This window comes from Nostoc sp. UIC 10890, from assembly GCF_054786515.1.
The window spans coordinates 5,647,565-5,662,234 of sequence record NZ_JBSGKF010000001.1 but is presented as its reverse complement, the minus strand read 5'-3'; the positions used below and the strand labels follow the sequence as shown (position 1 = coordinate 5,662,234).

Genomic DNA, 14,670 nt, shown 5'->3' with positions numbered 1-14,670 from the left:
AGTTAGGAGTTAGGAGTTAGGAGTTAGGAGTTAGAAGTTAAAAGTTTTGAATAAATAAGTTTCTTCAACTCATCACTCATCACTCATCACTCCTAACTCATAACTCTTAACTCCTTACTACATTTGCAGTAGCTAAGGCTTCTACTAAGCCACGCACAGCGGCAATCATTGCGATTTCGCTATTGAGTTGGTTGATGGCGGAACCAACACCAACACCAGCCGCACCAGATGCGATCGCTAAAGGTGCAGTGACGCTAGAAATGCCTGAAGCACACAATACTGGCACTGACACTACACGGGAAATCTCAAAAGCTGCTGCCAAGGTGGGAGCAGCTTTTTCAATTAATCCTAGAGTTCCAGGGTGAACTGGGTTACTGCTAGTACCGCCTTCGGTTTGGATAATGTCCGCTCCAGCTTTCACCAATTCTTCTGCTAACTGTACCTGTTGATCTAGTTCCAGGATGTGGGGAACGGTGACAGATAGGGTGATGTCTGGGAAGAGAGCACGAGTTTGCTTAGTCAGCGCTAGCACTTCCACAGCCTCAAAGCGGCGTCCTTGAGCATAGAAGGAATCGAAATTACCGATTTCAATTAAATCAGCACCCGCTGCCACTGCTTGTACAAATTTATCTGGCTCTACTGCCGATACACAAACAGGTAAATTTGTCAAACTTTTAGCTAGCTGGACTAAAGCTGGATCGGCGGCAATATCGACGAAAGTAGCACCGCCTAATTCAGCAGCTTTGACAGTAGCAGCAACGCTAGCAGCGTCGAAATTATTTAAACCGCTGATCACTTTTAGAACGCGGCGGTTAGTAAATGCACGTTGGAGTGTGGAATGCATCGTCATAGTTTGGCTTTTGAAGCTACGAAAATTAGGTATATTCTACCGTCCCTCAGTTGATGAGAGACTAAATCACTATAGTAGTTGCCAAATATTGATAATTTTATCGAGTCAGGCAGAAGGCAGAGGGCAGTCTTGCTGGAGGAAAACTGCCCGACGCTCGATAGTGCAGCGTTAGCGACACAGGAGCGTCTGACTCGCTACCGCTGCGCTATCTGTTTCCTGCCGCGACCATAGGGAGCAGGTTTAAGACCCCCACTGAACTCTCGTTCAGGCTGCTAAATCAGTAGGGGATTCAACCCCTTCTGCCTCCTGCCTCCTTCAAAATTTATTTTATTTAATAAAACTTAAAAGAGGTTTATTATCCTCTAAAATCTTTTGCAGAGATTTAGGTAAGATATATGGCTGATATTGTTGATATTGCAGTTACGGCTGAGTCTTTTAAAACACTGGTGGCGGCTGTACAAGCTGCTGGTTTAGTAGAAACATTAAAAAGTCCTGGCCCATTCACTGTCTTTGCACCAAATGACGATGCTTTTGCCAAGTTACCAGCAGGAACTATCCAAACTCTGTTACAGAATATTCCCCAGCTAACGCGGATTTTAAAGTATCATGTCGTTCCAGGAAAGCTGCTAAAGGCTGATTTGGCAGAGATCGGAACGGTTAATTCTGTGGAAGGTTCACCCATTAAAATTGATTCTTCCGATGGTTTTGAAGTTAAAAATGCCACAGTTTTAGCAGCAGATATCGAAGCTGATAATGGTGTAGTACACGTTATCGATACGGTAATTTTACCGGGTTAATTTAGCTAGGGTGGGTATTTTCCACCCTACCTATCTAAAATCTTTAGAATTAACTAACTATTGAGTAGTATCAAAACGTAACTCAATAGTTTAATTTATGTTATATTCGCAATGTGATTACTCACTCATCTGTTAATATAGATTTCGTTATTTTAAAATAAAGTAAATTAAATTCTTAAAAAGCTAACATCTATCCCAACAAAATTAATGCTCGATTTTAACACCTTAGCTGAATTCTCTCGTGGCAACTGCATAGGTATCTGTGCATTTCTTGTACCAGCGAACTTGCTGATCACAATTTTAACGATGAGCCTAGTAGCATTACGTCGCCCATCATCTCAAGTATGGCAATCTGCTGGAATTGCTAGCTTTTTCGCTTCCGTAATGATACTGCATGTATATACCTGGTTCCAGATTGGCGTGGTGATGGCTCCTACTTATATCTTGATGTCACTAGCAATCAGCTGCTTGGTAACTAATTTGGCAGCAATTCTTTTTCAAAGACGCTACAGTAACACCCCTGGTCTTTCCAACAACTCCTGAAATCTACACGTACTCTCAACGATATAATGACAATTAGTGAACTTTAAATTTTGGATTTTGGAGTGAAAGATTCAAAATTCAAACCTGGTTTCAGAGGAACTAGTTTGAACTATAGAAAAATCTCAAATCTCAAATCCCAAATTGATTGACACTTTTCCACTCATGTTCAAGGATGGCATATAGCCAAGAGTCTCGCCATTTTCCCTTAATCCAATGGTGTTCTCGCAAATATCCTTCTTGTTGCATTCCGATTTTTTGCATAACTCTTGCTGAGGCAATGTTTTCTGGGTGACAAGTTGCAAATATGCGATGTAAGTCTAACTCCTGAAAACCAAATGATACAACTGCTTTTACAGCTTCAGTTGCATATCCTTGTTCCCAGAATTACTTAGTGAAATAGTATCCAATATAGCCTGTTTTGTTATCAGTATCCTGAATGGATATGCGACAGATACCAATTAATTGCTTTTGGGCTTTCAAAGTCACTGCTAAGGCAAAATGCTGACGGGGTTTTTCGCCTTGCGATGATATTTCTCTTTGCAAAAAATTTTTGGTATCTTCTTCACTATTTGGGCCAAAAGTCAAATAACGCACAACTTCGCGATCGCTAGCGTATTTATGAACCGCTAACTAATCTGATTCTACAAAGTCCCGCAGTATAAAACCTTGGCTTTCTAGTGGTAGATTCGTTGTTTTGGATTAACAAGCCACATACTATTGTAATCAAAGTTAGCCAACACGTATAGCCTTTTATCTATGAAAGCAATTTAATATTTATTTAATATTATGGCTTGTAAATTAACAACATTGTCATCTAAGGCTGTAAGCTATTATTGATCCCATTCAACTTGACGATTAATAAAACTTGCGATCTTTGTAAGTTTTTCAACTCAAATTTTTGAACTGTCTTTGGCCTAAGCCTTACCGATTGGTGATTCGTATTCAGCGGCTCGCCATCTAGAAAAGTACCATAGCCCTGCTGCTTTGCAAAGAATTAAAGTTTTCTTTGTCTAATTTCTCATGGCAATAAAACTTCAAACTTACTCAAAGTAGCTGGCAATTTTGAGAAACCCAAATTTATTTTGCTGTTTTTGTAACCAAAACCCCAGTATGTCATTGACTAATACGATCAACTTTAGAAACTTACGAGGCGATTTATTCGGTGGTTTAACTGCTGCGATCGTTTCGTTACCTCTAGCGCTGGCATTCGGTGTTGCTTCCGGTGCTGGGCCTGTAGCTGGCCTTTATGGTGCAGTTTGCGTCGGCTTTTTCGCAGCCTTATTTGGTGGGACACCAACCCTAATCTCTGAGCCAACTGGGCCAATGACCGTGGTTATGACTGCAATTGTCAGTTCCATGACCGCAGCTAACCCCGAAAACGGCTTGGCAATGGCATTTACCGTAGTTATGCTAGCGGGAATATTTCAAATCTTTTTTGGGATATTTAAGTTGGGTAAATACATTACCCTCATGCCTTACAGCGTGATTTCTGGGTTTATGTCTGGGATTGGCGTGATTCTGATAATTTTGCAGATTGCTCCTTTTGTCGGACAACCAAACCCTAAAGGTGGCGTACTGGGGATGGTGCAAAATCTGCCTCAGTTATTAACTCAGATTAATCCTGCCGAAACAGCTTTGGGCTTGCTTACGTTGGCAATTATTTTCTTCATGCCATCCAAAATCAAGCGTTTTGCTCCTCCGCAGCTGGTGGCATTAATTATTGGAACTATAGTTTCTTTAACCATATTCGGTGGTACGGATATCAGACGAATTGGGGAAATTCCTGTAGGACTGCCCACATTACAAATGCCTACCTTCACTGCATCCCAAATGACAATCATGATTGTTGATGGGGCAATGTTAGGGATGTTGGGTTGTATTGATACTCTACTAACGGCAGTAATTGCAGACAGTTTGACCCGTACTGAACACAAATCTGACAAAGAATTGATTGGTCAAGGTATCGGTAACTTAGTATCTGGTTTGTGTGGTGGGCTACCTGGTGCTGGTGCCACGATGGGAACGGTAGTTAATATCCAAACTGGTGCTAGAACAGCTGTCTCTGGTTTAACTCGCGCATTAATTTTGTTAGTTGTAGTTTTGTGGGCTGCGCGTATCACTCAACCTATCCCAATGGCGGTATTGGCTGGTATTGCTCTCAAGGTGGGGGTTGACATTCTTGACTGGAGCTTCTTGAAACGCGCTCACAAGGTGTCGCTGAAAGGCACAATCATCATGTACGGTGTGTTGTTTTTGACCGTATTTGTTGACTTGATTGTTGCCGTCGGCGTGGGAGTCTTCATTGCTAATATCTTAACTATCGATCGCCTCTCTGAATTACAAGCTCAGGAAGTGAAGACAATTAGCGATGCCGATGATGCAATTGTCTTGAATGACGAAGAGAAAAAATGGCTTGATCTAGCTAATGGACGTGTCCTGCTATTTTACCTGAGCGGGCCGATGATTTTTGGAGTCTCCAAAGCGATCGCTCGTGAACATTCAGCAATGGCAGACTCTGATGTGTTGATTATGGATTTGACTGATGTACCAATGTTGGGTGTGACTGCATCTTTGGCAATTGAAAACGCCATCAAGGATGCTAGTGAACAAGGTCGTCATGTGTTAGTTGTTGGTGCAACTAGCAAAGTCAAAAAGCGCTTAGACAAGTTTGGCATTTCGAGGTTTGTACCAGAGCATCACATGTTTGTAGATCGTATAGATGCACTTAAACAAGCCGTTGCTTTAGTTAATCCTCATGCAAGTTCTGCTAATACTCCTGGGGTTAGCATCTAGACTGACACCTATTAATAATTCGTAATGACGCTCGCAGACTCGCTACCGCTACGCTAACGTAATTCGTAATTCGTAATTTAATTATTAATTACGAATTACGAGCTAGAAATCATGAATTATTTTGGAATTAATCAGCAACACAAATAGAAAACATGATTTTTTCAGAACCAATAGTTAATTCATTTGCCTGGTTGAATTTTTTCCCTGTGGGTTTACAACCACCTTTACTAGCAACAACCAATGAGGCAGAATATGCTCCTATTGTGCTGACTGGAGTATTGCTAACTTTAGTAGTCATTTATCTGGCTAGTAAAATTGGTGGCGAATTATTTAGAATGATTGACTTGCCACCTGTCTTAGGAGAATTAGTTGGTGGCGTGCTTGTGGGTGCTTCTGCTCTGCATTTGGTAGTGTTTCCCGACAGTGGAGCAACTGGTAGTGACTCCATTATCATGGCTATCCTGCAATTCATTAACAACCTCAGTCCTGATGCAGTCACATCAATCTTTCAAAGCCAGAGCGAAGTTGTTTCTGTACTCGCCGAACTAGGTGTGATCATTCTGTTATTTGAAATTGGTCTAGAATCAGACTTAAAAGAATTACAGAAAGTTGGTTATCAAGCGACAATTGTTGCTTGTGTTGGGGTAGCTGTTCCTTTTGCGGCTGGCACGGCGGGGCTGATTTTATTGTTTCATGCGCCAGTAATTCCAGCGATTTTTGCAGGTGCAGCGCTCACAGCTACTAGTATTGGGATTACCTCCAAAGTTTTGTCAGAAATTGGGCAGTTAAAATCTCGTGAAGGTCAGATTATTGTCGGTGCAGCGGTAATTGATGACATTTTAGGCATCATTGTATTGGCAGTGGTTGCGAGTCTTGCTAAAACTGGTGAGGTTGATATTTTCAACGTCATTTATCTAATTGTCAGCGCTACAGTCTTTCTCATTGGCTCGATTTTATTAGGTAAATATTTCAATCAAAGTTTTGTTGCCATTGCTGATAAATTGCAAACGCGAGGTAACTTAATTATCCCAGCATTTATCTTTGCTTTTTTCATGGCTTTTTTGGGGAGTGCCATTCATTTAGAAGCTATCTTAGGCGCATTTGCGGCTGGCTTAGTTTTGGATGAAACGGATAAACGCAAAGAGCTAGATGAGCAGGTTAAACCGATTGCTGATATCCTAGTACCAGTTTTCTTTGTGACAGTTGGCGCGAAAGTTGATTTAGGCGTTCTTAATCCTTTAGTTCCAGAAAATCGAGAAGGATTAATTATTGCTATCTTCTTAATGTTGGTAGCAATTATCGGTAAGGTTGTCACAGGATGGTCGGTTTTTGGTCAACCTGGAATTAATCGGTTAGCGGTTGGTGTGGGGATGATTCCCCGTGGCGAAGTTGGGTTAGTGTTTGCTGCCATTGGTGCAGCTAGTGGTACCCTTGATAAACCATTGCAAGCTGCGATCGTTATTATGGTGATTTTGACAACCTTCTTAGCACCGCCTTTATTGCGGTTTGCATTCAAACAATCACCAGAAGAAAAAGAAGCTTTAGAGGAAGCCAATTTAATCAGCTAGTTGCTTTTACCCTTAGAAGTTGTTTGAAAAGTTTTAGGCTGTGTATTTTAGGTACTTATTGATCCCCCCTAACCCCCCTTAAAAAGGAGGGAAGCGGAATCAAAGTCCTCCTTTTTAAGGAGGATTTAGGAGGATCTAAAGATTTTGATACCTCAGCCACCACTTTTAAAACATCCTCTTAAAAACAAAATAGGTAAAAGAGACGAATTTTCTTTTCTCTTTTACCTTCAACCCTCATCCAACAGGCAATTTCCGTGTTAGAAGCGTGCATATTCGCAACAATATTTTGCGGATTTTTTGGCATCATCCTTAAAAAGAACCTCGTTATGAAGATCATCTCTATGGATGTCATGAGTACGGGGGTTATCGCCTATTACGTGCTAATTGCATCACGAGGTGGTTTGTTCACACCAATTATTTCCAACGTCAAAAATATCAGATATGCCGACCCGGTTCCCCAGGCGGTTATATTGACGGCGATTGTGATCGGATTTTCGATTCAGGCGTTAATGCTAGTCGGCGTTATGAAGCTATCACGAGATAATCCGACTTTGGAAAGCAACGAAATCGAGAAGAATAACACGCCATGAATAGCATTACCATCGCCTGGATTGCACTACCATTTTTTTTGGGGTTTGTTATTTATCTGCTCCCAAAAGTTGACAAATATCTCGCTTTGTCTGTGGCTTTGGCTTCGACAGGATATGCATTGCAGCTATTTGTCACTCAGTCGCCACTGACACTACAGTTAATAGATAATTTTGGCGTTATTTTAACAGTCGATCAATTAAGCGGCTACTTTATATTAACTAATGCGTTGGTGACGGCAGCAGTCATCCTCTACTGTTGGCACAGCGATAAGACAGCTTTTTTTTACGCACAACTGATCATTTTGCACGGCAGTGTCAATGCCGCGTTTGTCTGTTCGGATTTGATCAGTTTATACGTGGCGTTAGAGGTGAGTGGTATTGCTGCGTTTCTATTGATTGCCTATCCCCGGACTGACCGCTCGATTTGGGTTGGCTTACGTTATCTGTTTATCAGCAACGTGGCAATGCTTTTTTATCTGGTTGGCGCGGTGTTGGCATATCAGGCGCATAATTCCTTTAGTTTTGAAGGTTTGCGCGTAGCACCTCCAGAAGCCCTTGCCCTGATTTTTTTGGGACTCTTGACAAAAGGAGGAATTTTTGTATCAGGATTATGGTTGCCGTTGACTCACTCCGAATCGGAAACGCCAGTGTCGGCGATGCTATCGGGAGTTGTGGTAAAAGCTGGTGTCTATCCATTGGTGCGGTGTGCGCTAATGGTGGCAGAGGTTGATCCGATAGTAAGAACCTTTGGAGTTGGCACGGCGCTTTTGGGAGTGTTCTATGCAGTCTTTGAAAAAGATACCAAGCGGATGCTAGCATTTCACACGGTTTCGCAGTTGGGCTTTATCCTCGCTGCGCCGTCCGTGGGTGGTTTTTATGCGCTGACGCACGGACTGGTGAAATCGGCACTTTTTCTAATTGCTGGGGCTTTACCGAGTCGAAATTTCAAGGAACTGCAACATCAAGCGATCGCTACCCCAGTTTGGATTGCCTTAGTTATAGCCAGCTTCTCAATATCGGGCTTTCCCTTGTTATCTGGCTTTGGGGCAAAAGTGTTGACAACGAAGAATTTGCTGCCTTGGCAAGCGATCGCTATGAATATTGCCGCCCTTGGAACAGCAATATCTTTTGCCAAATTCATATTTCTGCCGCGTGGGGGAAAAACAGAGGTAAAGCCTGGTTTCTGGGCAGCCATGATTCTATTGCTCGGTGGGCTGTTCCTAGCTAATATTGCGTATTACGAGGCGTACACCGTTGAGAATATAATTAAACCCCTCGCAACCATCGGCATTGGATGGTTGGCGTATTTACTAATTTTTAAACACTCAGCACTCAAGCTACCGCGTGTCCTTGAACAATTTGACCATTTGATCGGTGTCATGAGTCTGATTTTAATCCTATTGTTCTGGAAGGGATTTGCATGGTTGGGTATTTAAATCTAATATTGCGACTGACTATCTGGTTTTTGCTCACTGCCGATTTCAGTGTGGCAAATATCATCATTGGCATCAGCATCGCCCTCCTATTGCCGGGTGGTCGCACAGCTAAACAATCATTAAAAGATTGGCTGCGTGTGCTGGGTGAAATTATGGTGGCGATTCCGCAGGCGTATATTGAGGCATTTCAACTCATCCTCCGCCCGCATAAATACGAAGATATAACGATGGAACAAGTTAAACCAGGACGCACACCAGGGCTTGTATTCCTAGATATCTTCCTAATTACCTTTACGCCAAAGACCATTGTTTTGAAATACCACGAAGCAGGCTGGTACGAAGTACATTGGGTGCGACGGAGGAGAAAAGTATGATCCTGAATCTAGTATTGATTGCCATGATTTTGGCACTGCTCATCCCCATGTATGAGGCATGGCAAGATGATGATATTTGGCAAAAAATGCTCGCATTTGCCAGTGCTGCCACCAAAACTTCAATCATGATACTGGTGATATCCGTCTTCCGTGATGATTGGATGATTGGTGTTGTCGGGGTCATCATCCTAAGTGTGGGAAATGCTGGCTTAATGTTGCTGGCTCATGTAATCAAACGAATGAATGAAGTATGATTGACTTTTTAGGTTATATATGTATATGTTTAGGACTTTTCTTCTGGTTTTGGGGAACCTTTCCTTTGTTGGGCAAGCGATCGCTATTATTCAAACTCCATAGTCTTTCGGTTGCAGACACCCTTGGTTCAATGAGTATCATCATCGGGCTGCTCTTAAAGATACCCAGTGAATGGCCGCTGCTCATCCTCGCTCTCATCTCCTTGGCCATCTGGAATACGGTGCTGGGGTATGTATTGGCTTACTGTTCTAGTAGCGAGGGTAACTATGAATGATAGCTATCTCTATGTAATCATCGCCCTACTGCCGTTGGCTGCGTGTATGGTGGTATTTCAGGTAAATCCATACCATGCGCTGGTAATTCGCGGCATATTGGGAGCGGTGTCGGCAATGGTATATGCGGTTTTAGGAGCGCCTGATGTGGCTTTGACCGAAGCATTGGTGGGTACTATGCTGGCAATTACCCTTTATGCGGTGGCAGTACGTTCATCCCTGGTGATGCGTCTTGGCTTGGTCAAAGACGAGGCAGATGACGAACAGCATTTTGGGCAAATGATGGATGACTTACGCACAATTTTTCGTAAACGCCAGATGCGTCTTGAACTGGTTCCCTACCCAAATACCCAAGCTTTGCAACGGGCGCTAATGGATAAAGAAGTTCATGCGACCTGTGTCAGACGAGAACACGCTGATCCAGACCAGGCAACCAGTGAGGACGACAAACAGTTTTATCACACCGCCATTAGGGTGAAACGCATCTATGAGATTATGCAAACTGAACTTACATCACCAGCGACAATCCTGAGTTATGTAAGTACACCAGCTGAAGGGGAGAAGCATAAATGAAATGGATCTACATTGCAGCAGGGATAGCGCTGTTTGTAAAAATGCTCGTCTTGCCGAATTCAGCGCCAGTCGTACCGGATTTCTCGATCGTTGAATCGATTGTTAAAGATGGTGGCATACCCAATGCGGTTACAGTTATCATTCTCAGGAATCGGTTGTATGACACTATCTTCGAGGTAGTAGTATTTACGATCGCAATTATGGGAGTTAATTTTCTGCTGGCGAATGAACAGCCGTCCTGTGCGATCTATAGTTTCACAGATCAACCATCCATTGTGCTGGCGCGTTTGGGAGCAACTATTGCCGCGTTGGTAAGTATTGAACTAGCTATTCGGGGGCATCTTAGCCCTGGCGGTGGTTTTGCGGCTGGAGTCGCAGGTGGAACTGCGATCGGGTTGATTGCTATTACTTCATCACCAGAGTGGATGCAAGGGATTTACCAGCGCTACCACGCCGCTACATGGGAGAAAGTTTCGGTTCTTGTTTTCATTGTACTGGCGGCTATAACTCTGGCTGGAGTTGAGTTACCGCATGGAGAAATGGGCGCACTTTTGAGTGGGGGGATTGTCCCCTTGCTGAATATTCTAGTTGCAGTCAAAGTCGCGTTGGGGTCCTGGGCGGTGATTGTGGTTTTTATTCGCTATCGGGGATTGTTGTGAGAGTTTCTATTGGGGCATTGGGCAAACAGGTGACTCTTGCCCATGCCCAAAAACTCCATCCCGCAAGTGGCGTGGAGTTTTTCATTTGGGAAATTCTGCACGTAACTGATTAACTACCCGATCTAATCCCACAGAATGGGCAGCTTTAAACAATAAACGATCGCCTGTTTGCACAAATGTCTTCAACCTAGCCACCAAATCAGCATGAGTTGCAAAGCACTCCGATGGGATACCTTCGGCACTTTGAGCGATCGCTTCGGCATCTTGTCCATCTACCAAAACCAACAAGCCGTCTAAATTCAATTTTCGTACTGTTTCTCCGACTCGCTGGTGCAACTGCTGCGATCGCTCTCCCAATTCTTTCATTGCACCCAACACAGCAATTTTCCGCTTTCCGGGTGTATCTGCCAATAATTGCAACGCTGCTATCATAGCTTCTGGTGCAGCATTATAAGTTTCATCTAAAATTACCACATCGTTGGGTAAGGTAAATCGCTGCGATCTTCCTGTCGGCATATCCACGATCACACCTGCTTTGAGGCTTGCCCAATCTATCCCCAACACCTTTGCCACCGCTAAAGCAGCTAAGAAATTAGTCGCATTGTGACGACCGGGTAAAGGTAGAGGTAGTTGGATTCCTGCAACTTCCACTGTCTCGTTATCAATTAACTGCCCTTGAATATCTCCGCCAGAAAAGCCGTAAGTCAAAACTTCTCCGTGCCAAACTTTCGCCGCCGTGGCCATTAATAAAGGATTGTCGTGGTTGAGAATTGCCACACTATCAGCAGACATTTCGGCTAATAATTCACATTTTGCCTCAGCGATCGCTTCTTCGGAACCGAGTAACTCAATATGCGCTGTCCCCACATTGGTAATCACTCCAATTGTTGGACGCGCTATTTGTGTCAGTTCGGCAATTTGTCCTCTACCGCGCATCGCCATTTCAATCACGGCGTAGTCATTTTCTGCGCCAAGTTCTAGGAGAGTTTTCGGAACACCGATTTCGTTGTTGTAATTTCCATAAGTTTTGTGAACTCGTCCCTTCGTTCCTAAAACTGCGGCGATTAATTCTTTAGTTGTAGTTTTACCCACCGAACCCGTTACGCCAATTACAGGAATATTAAAGCGATCGCGCCACCATCTGCCAATTTGTTGATATGCCTTGAGGGTATCTTTTACCTGTAATACAGGGAATCCCGGATTTTCGTATTCAAAATCTACGATTGCAGCTATTGCACCCTTGGCGATCGCAGTTGGCACAAATTCATGTCCATCAAACTTATCGCCTCGGAAAGCGACAAATACTTCACCCGGCTTGAGGGTACGGCTATCTGTTTGGATACCGCTACTTACTTTTGTTAAGGCAGTTTCAGATAAGTTTAGAGTTTGGGCAAAAATAACTTCAACCAGTTCGGTTAGGGTGGCAGAACAATGCATAATAAGTAATTTACAATTTAAGGTTCAAAATTATAAAATCGGATTATGACACAATACTGCATTGATCAACAAGATTTACGACTCATCGAAAAAGGCGCGAATCTAAGCCTAGTACCGCAAGGCGGAATTAAAAATTAAAAATTAAAAATGAAGACAGCGTAAGGGCTTTGTTGATTGGGAATGGGTGGTTTATTTCCGCCGTGCTTTACTAGTCACAATAACACCAAAAATAGTGCCAAAGAAGTTAAGTTTCTTTGGCACGCTTTGTTTATAAGCTATCTATATAGTTTAATTAGGCATATCTTCTATCATCCTATCCCCGGTTTTTAATCAAGATTACTTGCACAATTTGTATTGCTATCTCACTAGAAACCCCTAAAGCTTGATATAAATCATTTAAGAAGTTTTTTTCTTCTTCAGCTACGATCCCTTCAGCTAAGACTAAATCGGTAGCTACTGCAAAGGCTGCTTCCCGTAAGTCTTGAGATAGAGAATCTTTTGCAGCATTAAATAAAGCATTAAAACCATCTCCCTGAAGAATGCCCAAGATTTTGTCAAACAGCCTGTTCATCATCTCATGGGGATAACTTTTAAAAAGTTTCATCCGTGACAGCACAGAAATGATAGAATTTGCTTGCTCAATAGAAATATAACCGTCTGAGGCTGTTGCCACCAAGATAATGACAGCAAAAGCTTCTGCTGGATTGAGTGCTGCTTGGGTTTGGCTTTCTGTGCCCAACACAGCGTCGAATAGACCCATTGTAGTAACTCCTTGGTTAGAGTCCCACCAGCGCGACAGTTACCTGTGTATTTGGTAGATTTCCAGGTAAGACTGTTACGCTGTGAGACATTCATGCTTTAGTGTTCCCAGGATTTATTCGCGGCGAACACTTGCAACCAATGGTTTTTGGCAAGAACTACACTGCCATTTATGAACTTAGCGTTCTCCTGTCTTTTCTATCGTCTCAATTACCGCCAAACCTATACCCGATCCTGCTATCAACAGTACTATTGACATCAAATAGGCGTTGGTCAGCATCCGTAGGGCTTCATCAAAAAAAATGTAGGTGGTCATTGCTTCACCTTTTGAAATTTGTGCTGCTAGTACTTTTTATTTCTCCACACACCGATAGGTGAATTTCGCTAAGAAACTGCTAGCAATTGCATCTTAACAAAACTTTAGCTGTTTAAGAACACTATTTAAACTTTTTATTTCTGAAGATTTGATGAATTTTAAAAAGCCTTTGTAAAAGAAATTACTTAGGTTGAGTTGAGAGCAAAAGTTATGTCACCCTAAATTTACGTAAAGACGGTTGTTAAATTAGTTAACTAGCTCACAAATAATTATGACAATCAATACGCACAAATTGCCGATTCTTGCAGATTATATTGTGAAATCCCAAGGAAATATATGAGAAGATTCCCGGTTTCTGGGAGAAGCCGGGAATCTGAACCACAAATCAATAGGATTATTATGATCTCAGTGCATATACGAAAGTCACTCAATAATAAGTTCCGAAGTTTTACCTAAAAAAAGAAAGTTCCTAAAGTAAACAGCGTTCAATTGTTGCTACAACTGATTGAGAAAGAGAATCAAAGTCATAACCACCTTCTAAGCCAAACAGAATTTTACGAGTTATTCCTAGACAATAATCAGTAAATAAAGCGTAATCTTGTGGCTGCAAATTGATACTTGCTAAAGGATCTGCGGCATTGCCATCATAGCCAGCACTCACAATCAGTAAATCTGGCTGAAAGTTAGCTAAAAACGGTACGACTTGTGTTTCAAATAATGGCTGATATAGTGCAATATCACTACCGGGGGGTACTGGTAAATTTAAGATATTATTATGAAAACCGCGTTCTGCCGCTCTCCCAGTACCGGGATAGCAGGGATACTGATGTAGAGAACAGTAGGCGATACGTGCTTCAGTTTCGACGATCGCTTGAGTACCATTACCATGATGTACATCCCAATCGAGGATGGCGACGCGGTTAATTCCGGGTTGATCGAGGGCAAATAAAGCTGCGATCGCAGCATTAGAAAATAGACAAAAGCCCATCCCCGCATCACTTTCTGCATGATGTCCTGGGGGACGCGCTAGGACAAAAGCTGGATTCGCTGAACTTAACACAACCTCAACTCCATCCAACCATGCACTGACTGCCAACAGTGCCACATCATAACTGCGTGGGGAAACTGGTGTATCTCCATCCAAAGGGCCACCACCACTAGAAGCTATTTGCCAAAGTTTTTTGATGTAGGCTGGGCTATGTGCCCTAACCAACGATGGCATCAGGGATGATTGTTCTGATGCGGGTGTAGGCGATCGCCAAGAGATTTTATCTGCAAATGTAGCTGCTTTTAGAGCATTTGCGATCGCTATCAAGCGTTCTGGTTTTTCAGGATGGTATTTTCCAGTCTTGTGATCTAAAAATTCGTCGGAATAGATGACTGGGAGCATAGGACGAAAAAGGTTGCAGCAGCGACACTGAATGCTATTGTATCGTCACTGGTACAAA

General features: G+C 42.7%; 16 protein-coding genes and 1 pseudogene. 11 read left to right on the top strand and 6 right to left on the bottom strand.

What is annotated here, in order from left to right; translation table 11 throughout:
* Window positions 1–106: 106 nt before the first annotated feature.
* Window positions 107–850 (bottom strand): DUF561 domain-containing protein, encoded by a 744-nt coding sequence (locus tag ACWATR_RS23535; RefSeq protein ID WP_460337761.1) that lies wholly within the window; start codon window positions 848–850, stop codon window positions 107–109.
* A gap of 395 nt (window positions 851–1,245) precedes the next feature.
* Here ACWATR_RS23535 and ACWATR_RS23530 point away from each other — a divergent pair, with 395 nt between their 5' ends.
* A complete protein-coding gene (locus ACWATR_RS23530) occupies window positions 1,246–1,647 on the top strand; it encodes a fasciclin domain-containing protein (protein ID WP_435026484.1) in 402 nt (133 codons plus the stop codon).
* A gap of 207 nt (window positions 1,648–1,854) precedes the next feature.
* The gene (locus ACWATR_RS23525; RefSeq protein WP_460337758.1) at window positions 1,855–2,190 is read left to right on the top strand and encodes a hypothetical protein; all 336 of its coding nucleotides are present in this window, start codon (window positions 1,855–1,857) and stop codon (window positions 2,188–2,190) included.
* Between the two features lie 129 nt (window positions 2,191–2,319).
* Here ACWATR_RS23525 and ACWATR_RS23520 read toward each other — a convergent pair.
* A pseudogene (locus ACWATR_RS23520) lies at window positions 2,320–2,802 on the bottom strand (GNAT family N-acetyltransferase); the annotation flags it as partial.
* Window positions 2,803–3,300: 498 nt separating this feature from the next.
* On the opposite strand from ACWATR_RS23520, the gene bicA reads away from it, so the two are divergent.
* From bicA to ACWATR_RS23475, 9 genes are all read left to right on the top strand, one after another.
* Window positions 3,301–4,983 (top strand): bicarbonate transporter BicA, encoded by a 1,683-nt coding sequence (bicA, locus tag ACWATR_RS23515; RefSeq protein ID WP_460337755.1) that lies wholly within the window; start codon window positions 3,301–3,303, stop codon window positions 4,981–4,983.
* A gap of 152 nt (window positions 4,984–5,135) precedes the next feature.
* On the top strand, window positions 5,136–6,551 hold the full coding sequence (locus tag ACWATR_RS23510; protein ID WP_460337752.1) for a cation:proton antiporter: 1,416 nt from the start codon (window positions 5,136–5,138) through the stop codon (window positions 6,549–6,551).
* Window positions 6,552–6,805: 254 nt separating this feature from the next.
* The gene (locus tag ACWATR_RS23505; RefSeq protein ID WP_460337749.1) at window positions 6,806–7,141 is read left to right on the top strand and encodes a cation:proton antiporter subunit C; all 336 of its coding nucleotides are present in this window, start codon (window positions 6,806–6,808) and stop codon (window positions 7,139–7,141) included.
* Window positions 7,138–8,577, top strand: coding sequence for a cation:proton antiporter (locus ACWATR_RS23500; protein WP_460337746.1), 1,440 nt, complete (start codon window positions 7,138–7,140; stop codon window positions 8,575–8,577). The genes ACWATR_RS23505 and ACWATR_RS23500 overlap by 4 nt, the downstream gene beginning before the upstream one ends.
* A complete protein-coding gene (locus tag ACWATR_RS23495; RefSeq protein ID WP_289795147.1) occupies window positions 8,562–8,951 on the top strand; it encodes a Na+/H+ antiporter subunit E in 390 nt (129 codons plus the stop codon). The genes ACWATR_RS23500 and ACWATR_RS23495 overlap by 16 nt, the downstream gene beginning before the upstream one ends.
* Window positions 8,948–9,205 carry a hypothetical protein gene (locus ACWATR_RS23490; protein WP_460337742.1) on the top strand — a complete coding sequence of 86 codons (258 nt, stop codon included), beginning with the start codon at window positions 8,948–8,950 and terminating at the stop codon, window positions 9,203–9,205. Before ACWATR_RS23495 ends, ACWATR_RS23490 begins: the two co-directional genes overlap by 4 nt.
* Window positions 9,202–9,480 carry a monovalent cation/H(+) antiporter subunit G gene (locus tag ACWATR_RS23485; protein WP_460337739.1) on the top strand — a complete coding sequence of 93 codons (279 nt, stop codon included), beginning with the start codon at window positions 9,202–9,204 and terminating at the stop codon, window positions 9,478–9,480. Before ACWATR_RS23490 ends, ACWATR_RS23485 begins: the two co-directional genes overlap by 4 nt.
* Entirely contained in the window at window positions 9,473–10,051 is a 579-nt protein-coding gene (locus tag ACWATR_RS23480) for a DUF4040 domain-containing protein (RefSeq protein ID WP_460337736.1), read from the top strand. Before ACWATR_RS23485 ends, ACWATR_RS23480 begins: the two co-directional genes overlap by 8 nt.
* Window positions 10,048–10,710, top strand: coding sequence for a Na(+)/H(+) antiporter subunit B (locus tag ACWATR_RS23475; RefSeq protein WP_460337733.1), 663 nt, complete (start codon window positions 10,048–10,050; stop codon window positions 10,708–10,710). The genes ACWATR_RS23480 and ACWATR_RS23475 overlap by 4 nt, the downstream gene beginning before the upstream one ends.
* A gap of 81 nt (window positions 10,711–10,791) precedes the next feature.
* Here ACWATR_RS23475 and ACWATR_RS23470 read toward each other — a convergent pair whose 3' ends face one another.
* The 4 genes from ACWATR_RS23470 to ACWATR_RS23455 form a co-directional block, all read right to left on the bottom strand.
* A complete protein-coding gene (locus tag ACWATR_RS23470; RefSeq protein WP_460337730.1) occupies window positions 10,792–12,147 on the bottom strand; it encodes a UDP-N-acetylmuramoyl-tripeptide--D-alanyl-D-alanine ligase in 1,356 nt (451 codons plus the stop codon).
* A 313-nt stretch (window positions 12,148–12,460) separates the two neighbouring features.
* Window positions 12,461–12,907 carry a tellurite resistance TerB family protein gene (locus ACWATR_RS23465; RefSeq protein ID WP_420758513.1) on the bottom strand — a complete coding sequence of 149 codons (447 nt, stop codon included), beginning with the start codon at window positions 12,905–12,907 and terminating at the stop codon, window positions 12,461–12,463.
* A gap of 177 nt (window positions 12,908–13,084) precedes the next feature.
* Window positions 13,085–13,222: a hypothetical protein gene (locus ACWATR_RS23460; RefSeq protein WP_176727159.1), complete on the bottom strand. Its 138-nt coding sequence runs from the start codon at window positions 13,220–13,222 to the stop codon at window positions 13,085–13,087.
* Window positions 13,223–13,691: 469 nt separating this feature from the next.
* Window positions 13,692–14,612 carry a histone deacetylase family protein gene (locus ACWATR_RS23455; RefSeq protein ID WP_460337726.1) on the bottom strand — a complete coding sequence of 307 codons (921 nt, stop codon included), beginning with the start codon at window positions 14,610–14,612 and terminating at the stop codon, window positions 13,692–13,694.
* Window positions 14,613–14,670: the final 58 nt, after the last annotated feature.